General features: G+C 72.4%; 16 protein-coding genes. 11 read left to right on the top strand and 5 right to left on the bottom strand.

Annotated features, from left to right (window positions below; genetic code table 11):
- Window positions 1–81 precede the first annotated feature (81 nt).
- Window positions 82–828: a maleylpyruvate isomerase family mycothiol-dependent enzyme gene (locus ACBJ59_RS31870; protein ID WP_375113915.1), complete on the top strand. Its 747-nt coding sequence runs from the start codon at window positions 82–84 to the stop codon at window positions 826–828.
- Between the two features lie 33 nt (window positions 829–861).
- Here the strand turns inward: ACBJ59_RS31870 and ACBJ59_RS31865 are convergent, their stop codons facing one another.
- The 3 genes from ACBJ59_RS31865 to ACBJ59_RS31855 are packed head-to-tail and all read right to left on the bottom strand — an operon-like array spanning window position 862 to window position 2,661.
- A complete protein-coding gene (locus ACBJ59_RS31865; protein ID WP_375113914.1) occupies window positions 862–1,440 on the bottom strand; it encodes a hypothetical protein in 579 nt (192 codons plus the stop codon).
- Window positions 1,430–2,005 carry an NADPH-dependent FMN reductase gene (locus ACBJ59_RS31860; protein ID WP_375113913.1) on the bottom strand — a complete coding sequence of 192 codons (576 nt, stop codon included), beginning with the start codon at window positions 2,003–2,005 and terminating at the stop codon, window positions 1,430–1,432. Before ACBJ59_RS31860 ends, ACBJ59_RS31865 begins: the two co-directional genes overlap by 11 nt.
- A complete protein-coding gene (locus tag ACBJ59_RS31855) occupies window positions 2,002–2,661 on the bottom strand; it encodes a dihydrofolate reductase family protein (RefSeq protein WP_375113912.1) in 660 nt (219 codons plus the stop codon). The genes ACBJ59_RS31860 and ACBJ59_RS31855 overlap by 4 nt, the downstream gene beginning before the upstream one ends.
- Before the next feature lie 115 nt (window positions 2,662–2,776).
- Between ACBJ59_RS31855 and ACBJ59_RS31850 the strand changes: the two genes are divergently transcribed.
- On the top strand, window positions 2,777–3,640 hold the full coding sequence (locus tag ACBJ59_RS31850; RefSeq protein WP_375113911.1) for a LysR family transcriptional regulator: 864 nt from the start codon (window positions 2,777–2,779) through the stop codon (window positions 3,638–3,640).
- Between the two features lie 19 nt (window positions 3,641–3,659).
- Here ACBJ59_RS31850 and ACBJ59_RS31845 read toward each other — a convergent pair whose 3' ends face one another.
- Window positions 3,660–4,682: a zinc-dependent alcohol dehydrogenase family protein gene (locus tag ACBJ59_RS31845; protein ID WP_375114170.1), complete on the bottom strand. Its 1,023-nt coding sequence runs from the start codon at window positions 4,680–4,682 to the stop codon at window positions 3,660–3,662.
- Window positions 4,683–4,886: 204 nt separating this feature from the next.
- Here ACBJ59_RS31845 and ACBJ59_RS31840 point away from each other — a divergent pair, with 204 nt between their 5' ends.
- The 8 genes from ACBJ59_RS31840 (at window position 4,887) to ACBJ59_RS31805 (ending at window position 12,067) form a co-directional block, all read left to right on the top strand.
- Window positions 4,887–5,846 (top strand): fumarylacetoacetate hydrolase family protein, encoded by a 960-nt coding sequence (locus ACBJ59_RS31840; protein ID WP_375113910.1) that lies wholly within the window; start codon window positions 4,887–4,889, stop codon window positions 5,844–5,846.
- Window positions 5,836–6,774, top strand: a complete 939-nt coding sequence (locus ACBJ59_RS31835; RefSeq protein WP_375113909.1) for a cyclase family protein — start codon at window positions 5,836–5,838, stop codon at window positions 6,772–6,774. Before ACBJ59_RS31840 ends, ACBJ59_RS31835 begins: the two co-directional genes overlap by 11 nt.
- Before the next feature lie 7 nt (window positions 6,775–6,781).
- Entirely contained in the window at window positions 6,782–7,894 is a 1,113-nt protein-coding gene (locus tag ACBJ59_RS31830; protein ID WP_375113908.1) for an FAD-dependent monooxygenase, read from the top strand.
- Window positions 7,891–8,877, top strand: coding sequence for an amidohydrolase family protein (locus tag ACBJ59_RS31825; RefSeq protein WP_375113907.1), 987 nt, complete (start codon window positions 7,891–7,893; stop codon window positions 8,875–8,877). Before ACBJ59_RS31830 ends, ACBJ59_RS31825 begins: the two co-directional genes overlap by 4 nt.
- A 3-nt stretch (window positions 8,878–8,880) precedes the next feature.
- Window positions 8,881–9,813 carry a VOC family protein gene (locus ACBJ59_RS31820; RefSeq protein WP_375113906.1) on the top strand — a complete coding sequence of 311 codons (933 nt, stop codon included), beginning with the start codon at window positions 8,881–8,883 and terminating at the stop codon, window positions 9,811–9,813.
- Between the two features lie 13 nt (window positions 9,814–9,826).
- Entirely contained in the window at window positions 9,827–10,774 is a 948-nt protein-coding gene (locus ACBJ59_RS31815) for a fumarylacetoacetate hydrolase family protein (RefSeq protein WP_375113905.1), read from the top strand.
- A gap of 128 nt (window positions 10,775–10,902) precedes the next feature.
- The gene (locus tag ACBJ59_RS31810) at window positions 10,903–11,568 is read left to right on the top strand and encodes a CAP domain-containing protein (protein WP_375113904.1); all 666 of its coding nucleotides are present in this window, start codon (window positions 10,903–10,905) and stop codon (window positions 11,566–11,568) included.
- A 64-nt stretch (window positions 11,569–11,632) separates the two neighbouring features.
- Complete coding sequence (locus tag ACBJ59_RS31805; protein ID WP_375113903.1) at window positions 11,633–12,067, top strand: hypothetical protein; 435 nt, start codon at window positions 11,633–11,635, stop codon at window positions 12,065–12,067.
- 88 nt (window positions 12,068–12,155) lie between these two features.
- Here the strand turns inward: ACBJ59_RS31805 and ACBJ59_RS31800 are convergent, their stop codons facing one another.
- Entirely contained in the window at window positions 12,156–12,740 is a 585-nt protein-coding gene (locus ACBJ59_RS31800) for a TetR/AcrR family transcriptional regulator (protein ID WP_364136371.1), read from the bottom strand.
- 148 nt (window positions 12,741–12,888) lie between these two features.
- Between ACBJ59_RS31800 and ACBJ59_RS31795 the strand changes: the two genes are divergently transcribed.
- Window positions 12,889–14,430 (top strand): MDR family MFS transporter, encoded by a 1,542-nt coding sequence (locus tag ACBJ59_RS31795; protein ID WP_375114169.1) that lies wholly within the window; start codon window positions 12,889–12,891, stop codon window positions 14,428–14,430.
- Window positions 14,431–14,536: the final 106 nt, after the last annotated feature.

Raw genomic sequence — 14,536 nt, 5'->3', positions numbered from 1 at the left:
CGCTCGGCGGGGTCGCGATCCAGGAGGCCGGCGGGGGCGGGCGGCAGTGCCGCGCCCGGGTGCCTGTGTTTGACTTGGCGGATGGAGCAGCACCGGTACTTGCACCTGATCGAGCTGGATCACGCGCGCATGCGTGAGACCGCCACCCGTGACCTGGCCGCCCCGGTGCCCTCCTGCCCGGGGTGGACCACCGCCGACCTGCTCAAGCACGTCGGCGACACCTTCCTGCACAAGGTCGAGACGATGCGCCGCGGCACCTGGCCGAAGCCCTGGCCGCCGGAGCCGGACCCGAACGGCCCCGGAGCGTACCTCGACCGCGCCATGGCCGGGTTGCGCGGCGAGCTCACCTCCCGGAAACCGGAGGAGCAGGCACTGACGTGGTACGACCCCGACCAGACCGTTGGTTTCTGGGCCCGCAGGATGGCGCTGGAGACGGCGGTGCACCGGGTGGACGCCGAGCTGGCGGCCGGCGAACCCATCACGCCGATCCCGACCGACCTGGCCGTGGACGGCATCGATGAGATCCTCGTGACGTTCCTCGCCTTCGCCTCCCGCCAGTGGCCGGAGGACTTCGGTGCCGCCCTCGCCGGCGCGGACGGGCGCGCGGTGTCGATCGCCGCGGGAGCGGATCGCCTGCTCGTCCGCCTGGCCGCCTCGGGCGTCGAGGTCTCCAGGGACGATGACGCAGGAGAGGCGTCGATCTCGGGTGCACCCCAGGATGTGCTGCTGTGGCTGTGGAGGCGGGCCGACGGCGCGGCGCTGACCTTCGACGGCGACCCCGAGCTGGTGAAACGGCTGGGCGACCTGCTCAAGGAGGCGACGCGGTAACCTCCGGAAGCTCCGTGCTCGTCATCGACGCTCTCAAAGGGCAGCGGCCGGTTCAGGGGTGTCCCAGCCGGAGACGAACCAGCGGGCCTCGCCGGTGGCGGGGTCGTACTCCCGCCGTCTGATCGTGGCGATGTCGCCGCCGTAGACGTGGATGCCGACGGTGGGCTCGCCGCCGACGGCTGCGACGGCATGGACGTCGTCGTCGGTGGTGCAGCAGACGGTCACCTGCCCCGGCTCCCACCGCGTTTCGCCGGCCGGCGTCAGCGGCGCGCCCTCGGTGGACGGTGTCGGCTTGAGGTAGCGGCTCTCGTGCTCGACTCCCGCGTAGATGCCGGCGACGCCCCACGTCTCGTGCGAGTGCACGTTGGTGCGCTGGCCCACGTTCCAGACCACGGACGCCAACGACCAGCTGCCATCGGGAGCGATGTGGAGCGGATATGTCAGGTGACGCGCCGGCGATGACCGGGTCACCTCCGGCGGGAGCCGGTAACCGCCGGCCAGCAGGGCGGACAGCAGCTCGGCGACCCGCGCCGTGATCTCGTGCTCGTCGGCGGTGCCGCTCACCACCAGGCCCACCTCGTCGATGAAGGTCTGCAGGCGGTCAGACTCCATGGTGCTCTCCTTCGCGCAGGGTCTTCAGTGCGCTGCTCCAGGCGACGACCTGGTCCAGCAGGGTGGTCAGGGTGTCCTCGTGGCGGCCGGCCGGCTGGAAGACGGTGAAGTCCGCGAAATCGGTGAACAGCGACAGCTCCACCTGTGCGCTGACGTGCGCGACCTGGAGACAGCTCATCACCAGCCGCAGGTGCTCTATGGCGCGGGCGCCGCCGGCGCTTCCGTAGCCGACGAACCCGGCCGCCTTGTTGGTCCACTCCGCGTAGAGGAAGTCGATCGCGTTCTTCAGCGGGCCGGGTGCCGAGTGGTTGTACTCGGGTGTCACGAACACGTACGCGTCGAACGAGGCGATCTTCGCCGCCCAGGTGTGGGTGTGCGGCCGGGTGTACTGGCCCGTGATCGCCGGCATCGGCTCGTCCAGGGAGGGCAGTGCGAAGCCGGCCAGGTCCACCACCTCGAACCTGGCGTCGCCGCGTTCGGCCGCACGGTCGTGCACCCACCCGGCGACCGCGTCGCCCTTGCGTCCGGGCCGGGTGCTGCCGATGATGATCGCCACGTCGATCATGACGCGGCGCCCGGCAGGATCCGGTACTTGAGGTGGGTGACGCCGGGCGCCTCGACGGCCCGGACCTGCTCGAGTCGCACATCGGCGCCCCCGAGGTCGTCCAGGAGGCGCGACCCGCCACCGAGCAGCACCGGGACGACGTGCAGCTCGAGCTCGTCCAGCAGCCCCGCCGCCAGGTACTGCGCGACGACCTGGCCGCCGCCCCACAGCATGACGTCCCGGCCGCCGGCGGCCTTCTTCGCCTGCTCCAGCGCGGCCTCGATGCCGTCGGTGACGAAGTGGTACGTGGTCCCTCCCGCCATCTCCACCGGATCGCGCGGGTGGTGGGTGAGGACGTACACGGGGTAGTGGTAGGGCGGGTTGTCACCCCACCAGCCCGTCCACCGCTCGTCGCCCCAGGCGCCCCCGCCGATGGGGCCGAACATGTTCCGGCCCATCATCCCGGCGCCGATGTTCTGCAGCGACTCCTCGAACACCGGCGTGCTCGCGTTCACCTCGCCGCCCTGCCCGCCGTGGGCCCGGCGGAAGGCGGCCAGCGCGGCCACCCAGTCGTGCAGCCGCTCGCCACCCTCGCCCAGCGGGTTCTCCTGGCTCTGGTTCGGGCCGGCGACGAAACCGTCCAGCGAGATCGAGATGTGACATTTGAGCTTGCTCATCGTGCCTCCTCAGTCGGTCCGGCGCCGCTGTCCGGCGCCTCACACAGAGCATGGCCGGATGCACAGATGACGTCTAATGCCAATACTTCGAGATTTACATTGATATCTTCTATCTATGCTGAACCTGGTCCATCTCAAGGTGCTGGCCGCGGTGGCGCGACACGGGTCCGTGACCGAAGCGGCGAGGGAACTGCACTACTCGCAGCCGTCGGTGAGCCATCACCTGTCCCGCCTGGAGGCGGCCACCGGCGTCAAGCTCGTCCAGCGGGTGGGTAGGGGGATCCGGCTGACCCCGGAAGGGCAACTGCTGGCCAACCGGGCCATCGAGATCGTGGGCCGGGTCGACGCGGCGACCAGCGAGCTGGCGGCGCAGGTCGGACTGCGGGCGGGGCGGGTGCGCCTGGCCGCCAACGCGTCGGTGCTGAGCACGATCGTGCCGAAGGCGGCCGCCGCGCTGGCCCAGGAGCATCCGGGACTCGAGCTGATCCTGATCGACCGTCACCCGGTCGAGGCGCTGCAGATGCTGCGGCACGGCGAGATCGACGTCGCGCTCATCTTCCGGTACGCCGACGCTCCGGTCGAGGAGGAGGGATTCCGCCTCGTCCACGTCGGCGACGACCCGGTCCACCTCGTGAGCCGGCGGCCGGACGACAGCATCGCGAACCATCGCCACTCCGCCTGGATCGGCGGCTGCGAGCGGTGCCAGAACGAGCTGATCGCGCTGTGCCGGCAAGAAGGCTTCACGCCACGCATCGCGTCGCTCAGCGACGACATGGTCGTCGTGCAAGCCCTCGTCGCCGTCGGCGCAGGCGTCACCACCCTGCCCGGACTCGCGCTGCAGGCCCACCGCCGGCCCGACATCCACACCACCGAGATCGCCGGCTTCACCCGCCGGATCTACGCCGTCACCTACGGCGATCCACCCGACCCGCCCGCCACCCTCGCGCTGATCCAGGCCATCCAGGACGCCGCCCCGTAGGAAGCCGGTCCGGCGCTGGTCACCCCGCCCGGCCCGCCCGCCCCGGGCCGACGGTGATGACGATCTTGCCCACCTGGGCGCCCGCCTCCATGTACCGGTGCGCCTCGACGATCTCCTCCAGGTCGAACGTGCGGTCCACGACGGGCCGGAAGGCGCCGCTCCGCAGCCCGGAGGAGACGAAGGCCACCGCCCGGCGCAGCAGCTCGGGGTCGGCGGTCGTCTCGCGGGTCACGGTGTAGGTGCGCAGGTTCAGCGCGGGCATGCCCAGCTCGAACGCCGGATAGGGCGTCACCTCGCCGCTCAGCGCCCCGTACAGGAAGAGCGTGCCGCCGGGGGCGGTCACCCGGGCCAGGTCCACCACGCCGGGGCCGGCGACGGCGTCGAAGACGAACTCGGCGCCCCGCCCGCCGGTCAGCCCGAGCACGCGCCCGACGACGTCCTCCTCGCTCGTGACGATCACCTCGGCGGCCCCCGCCGCGAGCAGCGCCTCCCTCTTCGCGCCGGTACGCGTGAGGGCGACGGGCACCGCCCCGACGCGCCGGGCGACCTGGATCGCGGCCAGACCCACGCTGCTGGAGGCCGCGGTCAGCACCGCCGTGTCGCCGGCCCGCATCCCGCCGACCTGCACCAGCGCCCCGTAGGCCGTCAGGTAGGGCATCCACACGGCCGCGCCCGCCACCGCGTCGAGCCCGTCGGGCCGGTGCACCACCGCGGCGGCGGGCACGATCGCGCGCTCGGCGTAGACGCCGTAGTCGTTCATCGAGAACGCCGGCAGCACGCTGACCGGCTGCCCGGCCGCGAACCCCGTCACGCCGGGCCCGGCCGCCTCGACCACGCCCGCCGCCTCCGTGCCGAGCCGCGCGGGGAACTCCTTGACCGGCTCGATGTAGTTGCCGCCGCGGAACAGCGCCTCGGCCCGGTTGAGGCCGATCGCCTCCACCCGGACCAGCAGCTCGCCCGGACCGGGCCGCCCGACCTCCACGTCCTCCAGCCGCAGCACATCCGGCCCGCCGAGCTCGTGGAACCGTACCGTCTTGACCATCACGCACACCGTCCTTTCCGGGGCTCACTCAAGCGGAAAGTACGATGGCTGTCAAACTTTGATGGATATCGTAATTAGGGACCTCGCACGGGTTCACGCCACGCTCCGAGGCATCCACGCGGTGGATGACGGTCATCCGGAGAATCAATTTCCCTTATCCATCCGGATGGCCGAAGGTTGAGCCACAAACCCGGAGGAAACCTCGTGGAAACATCCCCGTCCCTTGCCGGCCCCTTCGCGCTCGGCACCTTCTCGGCCGGTCCCGGCCCCGCCTTCCCCGGCCTGGTCGTCGCCGATCGGGTCCTCGACCTGACCGGCCACGCGCCGGACACCCGCGCCCTGCTGGAGCGCTGGGACGAGGTGCTGCCGCTGCTGCACGAGGCCGCCGCGGCGGCGGGGGAGTGGCTCCCGCTGCCGGACCTGCGGGCGCACGCGCCCGTCGAGCCCCGCCGGATCCTGCAGTCGGGCGCCAACTACCGCACGCACGTCATCGACCTGGCCGTGGCGCACGAGCCCGCGGACGGCCGCCCGGCCGAGCGGGTGCGTGCCGAGGTCGCGGCGATGATGGACCGGCGCGCGGCCGAGGACCAGCCGTACGTGTTCATCGGCCTGCCGTCCTCGGTCACCGGCCCGTACGACGACGTGGTGATCCCGGCCTGGTGCACGAAGCCCGACTGGGAGCTGGAGCTGGCCGCGGTGATCGGCCGCCCGGCGTTCCGGGTGAATCCGGACAAGGCGCTGGAACATGTCGCGGCCTACACGATCGCCAACGACGTCACCGCCCGCGAGGTGGTCTTCCGCCGCGACATGCCGGAGATCGGCACCGACTGGCTGCGGGCCAAGAACGCCCCGACGTTCACGCCGCTGGGCCCGTACCTGGTGCCGGCCGCCTTCGTCCCCGACCCGTCGAACCTGCGAGTGACGCTGCGACTCAACGGCGAGGTCATGCAGGACGAGTCCACCAAGGACATGATCTTCGACGTGGCGCGGCTGGTCTCCTACGCCTCCCAGACGGTGGAGCTGCTGCCCGGCGACGTGGTGCTGACCGGCAGCCCGGCGGGCAACGGCCTGCACCACGGCCGGCTGCTGCGCGCCGGCGACGTGATGGAGGGCACGATCACCGGTCTGGGCACGCAGCGGAACGGGTGCCGCGATGAACGCTGAGCAGGCCATCGCCGAGGCCGCGGCGAAATACTCCAACTGGGGCCGCTGGGGCGAGGACGACGTGCTCGGCACGGTCAACTTCATCGACGAGGCCGCGCGGGCCGCCGCGGCCGGGCTGATCCGCCGGGGCGCGAGCTTCTCGCTGTCGCAGCGGTTCGACATGGCCGGGCCGCAGAAGGGCTGGCGGCGGCGGACGAACCCGGTGCACACCATGCTCGACACCGGTCTGGACGCCGTACATGGGGACCAGGGCTTCCCGCACGGGTTCGGCGGCGCCGACGACGTGATCGCCATGCCGCTGCAGTGCTCCACCCAGTGGGACGGCCTGGGCCACATCTTCGACCACGGCCGGGCGTGGAACGGCCGCCCCGCCGACAAGGTCGTCACCAGCGAGGGCGACCAGGTCACCGGCATCGAGCACCTGGCGCCGCACGTGGCGGGCCGCGGGGTGCTGCTGGACGTGGCCGCCGTCCATGGGGAGCTGCCCGACGGCTTCGCCATCACCGAGGAGCACCTGACGGCCACCGCGGAGGCGCACGGCGTCGAGATCCGGCGCGGCGACCTCGTGTGCGTGCGCACCGGCCGGCTGGCCAGGGCCAAGCGGGAGGGCTGGGGCGAGTACGCCGGCGGCCCCGCCCCCGGCCTGTCGTTCTGGACGGCGGGCTGGCTGCACCGTACCGAGATCGCCGCGATCGCCACCGACACGTGGGGCTTCGAGGTGCGCCCCAACGAGTTCGAGCCCGCCTTCCAGCCCCTGCACCAGGTCGTCATCCCGCACCTCGGCCTGCTCGTCGGCGAGATGTGGGACCTGGACGCCCTCGCCGCCGACTGCGCCGCCGACGGCGTGTACGAGTTCTTCCTCAGCGCCGCCCCGCTGCCGGTCACCGGCGCGGTCGGATCCCCCGTCAACCCCCTGGCCATCAAGTGAGGCAGCCATGCCCGCAATCGAGAACGTCCTGATCGTCGGGGGCGGCACCGCTGGCTCGGCCCTGGCGATCCTGCTCGCCCGCGCCGGCGTCGGCGTGGACGTCGCGGAGATCGAGCCGGCGCCGACCACGCTCGGCTCCGGCATCACCCTGCAGGGCAACGCCCTGCGCGTGCTGCGCGACCTCGGCGTGTGGGAGCAGGTGAGCGCGGCCGGGTTCGCCTTCGACCTGCTCGGGCTGCGCACTCCCGACGGGGGCCTGCTCGCCGAGATCCCCGACGCCCGCATGGGCGGGCCCGACCTGCCGGCCACGCTCGGCATGAACCGGCCGGACCTGGCCGCCGTCCTGGCCGCCGCCGTGCGCGAGGCGGGGGCACGCGTCAGGTACGGGCTCACCGTGGACGCGCTCGCCACCGACGGCCGGGTGCGCCTGTCCGACGGCACGAGCGCCGAGTACGACCTGGTCGTGGGCGCGGACGGGATCCGCTCGCACGTCCGTGGCCTGCTCGGCATCGACGTCGCCCCCGAGCCGAACGGGATGGGCATCTGGCGGGTCCACACCCGCCGCCCCAAGCAGGTCGAGCGCACCGACCTCGTCTACGGCGGCCCCTGCTTCATCGCCGGCTACTGCCCGACCAGCCAGGACACCATGTACGCCTACCTCGTCGAGAAGGCCCGCCCCAGGGACGCCGTCGGCGACAAGTGCGCCCACATGCGGGCCCTGGCCGAGGGGTACGGCGGCGTCTGGGACGAGATCCGCGCCGACATCACCGACCCCGAGCGCATCAACTACACCTGGTTCGAGTCGCTGCTGCTCGACCGCCCGTGGAACCGCGGGCGCGTCGTCCTGATCGGCGACGCCGCGCACGCCTGCCCGCCCACCCTCGCCCAGGGCGTCGCCCAGTGCCTGGAGGACGCCGCGGTCCTGGCCGAGCTGCTGCTCGCCGCCGACCGGCTGGACCAGGACCTGTTCGACACGTTCATGGACCGCCGCCACGCCCGCGTCAGGGCGGTGGTCGAGGCGTCGGTGCGGCTGGCCCGCTGGCAGCTCGACGGGGTTCGCGACGCGGACGTGCCCGGACTGATGGGCCGCATCGCCGCGATGGTCACCGAGCGGCCATGACCCGCACCATCGACGTGCACGCGCACCTGCTGCTGCCCGGCATCGAGCAGGCCGTGGCCGGGGACCCCGGCCACGCCGCCCACCGGGAGCTGGACGCGCGCCGCAACGGGCCCGAGGCGCTGGCCGTGTCGGGCAGGATGATCGGCGAGCGGATCGGGCCGCTCACCCGGGTGGACGACCGGCTCGCGGCGATGGACGCGGCCGGGGTGGACACGCAGATCGTCAGCCCGTCACCGTCGCACTACCACTACTGGGCCGGCCCCGAGCTCGCCCGTACGGTGTGGCGGCTGGCGAACGAGGCCACCGCCGCCCACTGCGCCGAGGCCCCCGACCGCCTGCACGGCCTCGGCCTGGCCCCGCTCCAGCACCCTGACCTGCTGGCCGAAGCCCTGGACCACGCCCTTGGCCTGGGGCTGAAGGGCGTGGAGATCTCCTCCCACGCCCCCGGCCTGGAGCTGTCCGACCCCGCCTACGAGCCGTTCTGGGCGCGGGCCGGGGAGAGCGGCGCGGTGGTGTTCCTGCACCCGTTCGGCTGCACGCTCGACGAGCGCCTCGACCGCTTCTACCTGTCGAACATCGTCGGCCAGCCCGTGGAGAACGCCGTCGCGCTGGCCCACCTGATCTTCTCCGGCGTGCTCGACCGGCACCCCGGGCTGAAGCTGCTGGCCGCGCACGGCGGCGGCTACCTGCCCTACTACCTGGGCCGGGCCGACCACGGCTGGCGGGTCCGCCCCGACGCCCGCACCTGCGCCCGCGAGCCCGGCAGCTACCTGCGCGAGCTGCACTTCGACTCGCTGGTGCATGACCCGGCCGCCCTGCGCGCCCTGGTCCGCGTCGCCGGCCCCGAGCGCGTGCTGCTCGGCTCCGACTTCCCCTTCGACATGGGCGACCCCGACCCGCTCGCGACCCTGCGCGCGGCCGGGCTGGACGACGCCCGCATCCGCGGCGGCAACGCCGTCCGGCTCTTCGACCTGAAGGACTGACCGATGAGACTCATCACCCACCTGCGGCACGTCGACCTGGCGGTGCCCGACTACGACAAGCAGCGCGACTTCTACGCCGGCGTCTGGGGCCTGACCGAGGTCGCGGGCGACACCGGGATCAGCTTCCTGGCCGCCGAAGGATCGCCCGAGCAGTACGTCGTCCGCCTGCGCAAGGCGGAGGACAAGCGGCTCGACCTGGTCTCCTTCGGCGCCGCCTCGGCGCAGGACGTGGACGCCCTGGCCGGGCGGCTGCGCGCCGCCGAGGTGCGGCTCATCTCCGAGCCCGGCAAGCTGGACACCCCCGGCGGTGGTTACGGGTTCCGCTTCTTCGACCTCGACGGCCGCACCGTCGAGGTCTCCGCCGACGTCGCCGTACGCAGGCACCGCAAGCTGGAGGCCAAGGAGTCCGTCCCGGTCCGCCTCTCGCACGTCGTGCTGAACGCCCCCGACATCGACGCCACCCGCGCCTGGTACGAGACCCACCTCGGCTTCGCCCTGTCCGACACCCTCGCCCACCCCCACATGGGCCAGGTCATGCACTTCATGCGGTGCAACCCGCAGCACCACAGCATGGCCATCGCCCGCGGCCCGCACGCCAGCCTGCACCACATCAGCTTCGAGCTGCGCGGCCTGGACGAGTACATGTACGGGACCGGCAGGTTGTTGCGCGCCGGCATCCGCATGATCTGGGGCCCCGGCCGCCACCTCGCCGGGGACAACACCTTCTCCTACTTCCTGGACCCGCACGGCAACACCGTCGAGTACACCACCGAGCTGGAGGAGCTGGACGAGGACGCCTGGCACCCGCACGTCCATGACTTCTCCCGGCCCGAGGTCACCGATCAGTGGGGGACCGCCAATCCGATGAACGAGCTGGTGGCCAAGGAGTCGTTCAACGACGTCGACCGCGGCGTGTTCGTCGCCCCGCCGGTCTGACGGGGCCCGCCGGATGCGCATCGCCGCCTTCACCCACGACGGCCGCACCCGCTGCGGCGTCGTGCAGGACACGTCCGTACGGCCGCTCCCGGACGGGGTCACCCTCCTCGACCTGCTCAGGGACGGCGACCTGAGCCGAGCGGGGACGCGGGCGGGCGACCCCGTCCCCCTGGCGGACGTGCGGCTGCACGCCCCGTTGCGCCCGCCGACCGTCCGCGACTTCGTCGCCTTCGAGGAACACGTCGAAGGCGTGCGCAGGAGCGTGGACGGCCGCGCCGGGGTGCCGGAAGCCTGGTACGACGCCCCCGCCTTCTACTTCACCAACCCCTATGCCGTGATCGGCCCCCACGACGACGTGCCGGTGCCGCCGGGCTGCCTGGCGTTCGACTTCGAGCTGGAGGTGGCCGCGGTGATCGGCCGCTCCGGGCGCGACCTGACCCCCGAGCGGGCCCGGGAGCACATCGCCGGATACCTGATCATGAACGACTGGTCCGCCCGGGACCTTCAGGGCCGCGAGATGCAGGTCAACCTGGGCCCGGCCAAGGGCAAGGACACCGCCACCACCCTCGGCCCGTGGCTGGTCACCGCCGACGAGCTGGAGCCGTACCGGGACGCCGACGGCTTCCTCCGGCTGGCCCTGTCGGTCACCGTCAACGGCGACGAGATCGGGCGCGACCTGCTGTCCAACATGAGCTGGCCGTTCGAGGACCTCGTCGCCTACGCCTCCCGCGGCACCTGGGTCCGCCCCGGGGACGTGCTCGGCTCCGGCACCTGCGGCAACGGCGGCTGCCTGGCCGAGCTGTGGGGCCTGCGCGGCCGGCAGGACCCGCCGCCGCTCCGGCCCGGGGACGTGGTCGAGATGACCGTCGAGGGCATCGGCGCCCTCCGCAACACCGTCGTCGCCGGCCCGCCCCCGACCCCCGTCCCGAAGGCCCGCCCCCGTCCCCGTACCCGCCCCTAGACCCCGGGCCACAGGTGGGACAGGCTGCAAAGCCGCCACCGTACCTGCGGAGATCTGAGTAGGGCTTACTCAGGCCCCCGCCCGGGGGTCGCGGTTTCACTGGAGGACCCAACGAAAGGAGTCCTCTCATGAGCGAGTTGCCACCATCCGTCCGGCGGCGTCCGCTGCTGGCCGGCCCCCTGGCACGCACCGCCTGCCTGCTCGGGGCCGCCGCCCTCGGCGTCACGGCCATGGGCGCCACGGCGAACACGGCGAACGCCTCGACCGCCGCCGCGCCGAACTGCGCCGCCGCGGCGGCGTACTACGACCAGGCTCCCACCAGCGCCAACCTCACGATGGTGCGGCAGGCGGTGCACTGCCTCATCGACGCCGAGCGTGCCAGGGCCGGGCTGGCCCCGCTCACGCGCAACGCCCAGCTCGACACCGCGGCGGCCGGGCACGCCGCTGCCGCCGCGGCCCTGAAGTGGTGGCGGCCGGGCGCGGACTCGCACACCAACCCGCAGACCGGGTCGACCCCGTACAGCCGGATCACGGGCGCGGGCTACTGCCCGAACCCGCTCTCGTGGGCCTACGCCGAGACCACCTACACGGGCTGGGGCGGAGGATCGGGCACGCCGCGGGCCGCCGTCCACTGGTGGGTGCACGTCAGCACGTACGGCCACCGCCAGATCGTCCTGAGCCCGACGCTGACCGATGTCGGCATCGGCGCGGCGGCGGGGGCGGCGGACCCGGCCGGCGCGGGCGCGGCGGGCGGCGGGACGTACGTGGTCGACTACGGGCGCTGCCGGCGCTGACAGCCAGGCCGCCCGGCCGGGAAATCGGATTGAACGGCCCGGCGGCCGGTGCGACCATCCACGGATGGACGAACAGGAACCGCGGTGGATCGAGGAGAACGTCAGTCTCGCCGTCGAGCAGCTCGGGCCGCTGAGCGAGGTGGACTTCGGCCTCAACCGGGAGTCCGTCGAGTGGGTCGAGGGCTTCATCGAGCGCCAGCGGGCCCGGCCGGACTTCGACCCGGAGCGGATCGACGGCCTGGTCGGCGTGCTCGGCTCGTTCCTGGGCGCCTGCGTCGCCGCCGCCACGGGGGGTCGCTGGCACAGGCACGACGACGAGTGGGGCGTGCTCCTTCCCGAGGGCAGCACGGCGTTCCCGTTCGTCAAAGTACGCAAGCAGTTCCGCGACGGGGCCGAGTCCGGCGAGTCGATCGAGAGCTTCTACCGGATCGCGGTCGACTTCATCGCCACCGGCAAGATGCGGGAAGCGCGGGAGAAGGCCGGTCCCGGCGCGACCTGATCCGCGAGAGAAACACCGGCCCCGGCGCGACCTGATCGCGCGGCTGGCGACTTCCCGCAGGGGCCGGCCCGGCGGCGGCTGACCGCGCTCAGTCGAAGCGCTGGGCCATCTGGTCGAACGCCTGGCCGGTCAGCTCGCGCAGCGTGCGCGTCTCGTGCTCCGCGCACCACCACTGCGAGGCGACCCGCAGCGCGGCCAGGAACGCGGCGGTGACCAGCTCGGGGGCGGCATCACCCGGCCGCTCCCGGCCGGTCACCGCCTGGCTCAGCTCGTTCTCCAGCCGGAACCTGCTCGCGAGCTGCCTGGCCCGCAGCGAGGGGTGGCGCATGGCCAGCCGGGCGCGCATGTGCCATTCCCGGTCGGGGACGCCGCTCTCGTCGTGGAGGCTCTCCATCGCGCCGCGCAGCGCCCGCCAGGCGGACTGGCCGGCCGGCTGCTCGCGTACGCGCCGCACCAGGGTGCCCAGGTGCTGCTCGTCGCCGTACAGCAGCGCGTCCTCCTTGCTGTCGAAGTAGTTGGAGAACGTCCGCCGCGAGATGTTCGCGGCGTCGGCGATGGCCTCGACGGTGACGTGGTCGAGGCCGCGCTCGATGGTGAGCCGCAGCGTGGCCTCGTGCACGGCCTGCCGGGTCTCGGCCTTCTTGCGCTCGCGCAACCCTGCTGTGCTGCTCATGATGGAACCAGCTTACCCAATGGGAATAAATGCTCAATGCGCAAAGTTGCCACTTGAGCATGTATGGTGTCCAGGTTCCATCCCTTTCTCCCTTGATCGGAGGTTGCGCGTGAGTGCACAGCCGGCAGCGCCGTCCGCGGCGGAGCCGATGACCCACCGCCAGATCCTCGAAGCCCTCAGCGGCCTGCTGCTCGTCCTGTTCGTCGCCATGATCAGCGGAACCATCGTCTCGGTGGCGCTCCCGCAGATCATCGGCTCGCTCGAGGGCAACCAGTCGCAGTACACCTGGGTCGTCACCGCGTCGCTGCTGGCCTCGACCGCCTCGACGCCCATCTGGGGCAAGCTCGCCGACCTGTTCAACAAGAAGCTGCTGCTCCAGATCTCCATCGTGATCTTCATGGTCAGCTCGCTGGCCTGCGGCTTCGCCCAGAACACCGGCCAGCTCATCGCCTTCCGCGCCGTGCAGGGCCTGGGCATGGGCGCGCTGCAGATCCTCGCCCAGGTCATCATCGCCGCCATGATCAGCCCCAAGGAGCGCGGCCGGTACAACGGCTACCTCGGCGCCGTCATGGCCGTGGCCACGGTCGGCGGCCCGCTGCTCGGCGGGCTCATCGCCGACACCTCCTGGCTCGGCTGGCGCTGGTGCTTCTTCATCGCCGTGCCGTTCACCATCGCCGCCTTCGCGCTGCTGGCCAAGACCCTGCACATCCCGACCGTGCGCCGCCGCGACGTGAGCATCGACTACTGGGGCGCCACGCTCATCGCGGCCGGCGTCAGCATCCTGCTCATCTGGGTCACCTTCGTCGGCAACTCCTTCGAGTGGCTGTCCTGGCAGACCGCGGCCATGGCCGGCGGCGGCGTGCTGCTGCTCGCCGTGGCCACCTGGGTCGAGTCCAAGGTCAGGGAGCCGGTCGTGCCGCTGCACGTCATCCGGCGCCGCACCCCCGCGCTGGCCATCCTGGCCAGCCTCGCGGTGGGCATGGCGATGTTCGGCGGCTCGGTCTTCCTCGGCCAGTACTTCCAGATCGGCCGCGGGTACGGCCCCACCGCCGCCGGCCTGCTCACCATCCCGATGATGGTCGGCGTGCTGCTCTCCTCCACGATCAGCGGCAGGATGGTCTCCAGGAGCGGCCGTACCAAGCCCTACATCCTGGTCGGCCTGGTCGTCCTGCTGGCCGGCTTCGCGGGCCTGGCCACCATCGACCACGAGACCTCGCTCGTGCTGATCTCGGCGTACATGCTCGCCGTCGGCGTGGGCGTCGGGATGTCCATGCAGAACCTCGTCCTGGTCATCCAGAACACCGTCCCGCTCCGCGAGATCGGCGCGGCCAGCGGCGCGGTCACCTTCTTCCGCTCGCTCGGCGGCACCGTGGGCGTCTCGGTGCTCGGCGCCGTGCTGGCCAACCGCGTCGCCGCCAGCATCGTCGAGGGGCTGGCCAAGGCCGGCATCCCCGCCACCGGCGACGCGGCCGCGGCCGGCGCCAGCCTGAACATCGCCGCCCTGCCCGAGCCGATCCAGGAGATCGTCCGGGCCGCCTACGGCGACGCCACCGGGCACATCTTCCTCATCTCCGCGGCCATCGCCGTCGTGGGCCTCGTCGCGGCGGCCTTCCTCAAGCCCGCCAGGCTGCGCGACAGCCTCGACCTGCCCGAGCCGGCCTCCCCGGAGAAGGCCGTCACCCCCGCCTGACCACCGGGCCCGGAAGGCCGCGTCCCCGTATCGCCCGCGGGGACGCGGCCTTCCGTCCGTCATGGGGACCTTGACACGCATTGGTGTATCGATAAAGTGAAGTGCC

Source organism: Nonomuraea sp. MTCD27, assembly GCF_041950495.1.
Taxonomy (GTDB): domain Bacteria; phylum Actinomycetota; class Actinomycetes; order Streptosporangiales; family Streptosporangiaceae; genus Nonomuraea.
Note: the sequence above shows the minus strand (reverse complement) of the source record. Positions and strands in the feature narration are given on the sequence as shown.

What these genes read in the sequence shown, in the direction of transcription:
- ACBJ59_RS31870 (WP_375113915.1), top strand. Translation starts at nt 82, where the DNA reads ATGGAGCAGCACCGGTACTTGCACCTGATCGAGCTGGATCACGCGCGC.
- ACBJ59_RS31865 (WP_375113914.1), bottom strand. Translation starts at nt 1,440, where the DNA reads ATGGAGTCTGACCGCCTGCAGACCTTCATCGACGAGGTGGGCCTGGTG.
- ACBJ59_RS31860 (WP_375113913.1), bottom strand. Translation starts at nt 2,005, where the DNA reads ATGATCGACGTGGCGATCATCATCGGCAGCACCCGGCCCGGACGCAAG.
- ACBJ59_RS31855 (WP_375113912.1), bottom strand. Translation starts at nt 2,661, where the DNA reads ATGAGCAAGCTCAAATGTCACATCTCGATCTCGCTGGACGGTTTCGTC.
- ACBJ59_RS31850 (WP_375113911.1), top strand. Translation starts at nt 2,777, where the DNA reads ATGCTGAACCTGGTCCATCTCAAGGTGCTGGCCGCGGTGGCGCGACAC.
- ACBJ59_RS31845 (WP_375114170.1), bottom strand. Translation starts at nt 4,682, where the DNA reads ATGGTCAAGACGGTACGGTTCCACGAGCTCGGCGGGCCGGATGTGCTG.
- ACBJ59_RS31835 (WP_375113909.1), top strand. Translation starts at nt 5,836, where the DNA reads ATGAACGCTGAGCAGGCCATCGCCGAGGCCGCGGCGAAATACTCCAAC.
- ACBJ59_RS31830 (WP_375113908.1), top strand. Translation starts at nt 6,782, where the DNA reads ATGCCCGCAATCGAGAACGTCCTGATCGTCGGGGGCGGCACCGCTGGC.
- ACBJ59_RS31825 (WP_375113907.1), top strand. Translation starts at nt 7,891, where the DNA reads ATGACCCGCACCATCGACGTGCACGCGCACCTGCTGCTGCCCGGCATC.
- ACBJ59_RS31820 (WP_375113906.1), top strand. Translation starts at nt 8,881, where the DNA reads ATGAGACTCATCACCCACCTGCGGCACGTCGACCTGGCGGTGCCCGAC.
- ACBJ59_RS31815 (WP_375113905.1), top strand. Translation starts at nt 9,827, where the DNA reads ATGCGCATCGCCGCCTTCACCCACGACGGCCGCACCCGCTGCGGCGTC.
- ACBJ59_RS31810 (WP_375113904.1), top strand. Translation starts at nt 10,903, where the DNA reads ATGAGCGAGTTGCCACCATCCGTCCGGCGGCGTCCGCTGCTGGCCGGC.
- ACBJ59_RS31805 (WP_375113903.1), top strand. Translation starts at nt 11,633, where the DNA reads ATGGACGAACAGGAACCGCGGTGGATCGAGGAGAACGTCAGTCTCGCC.
- ACBJ59_RS31800 (WP_364136371.1), bottom strand. Translation starts at nt 12,740, where the DNA reads ATGAGCAGCACAGCAGGGTTGCGCGAGCGCAAGAAGGCCGAGACCCGG.
- ACBJ59_RS31795 (WP_375114169.1), top strand. Translation starts at nt 12,889, where the DNA reads ATGACCCACCGCCAGATCCTCGAAGCCCTCAGCGGCCTGCTGCTCGTC.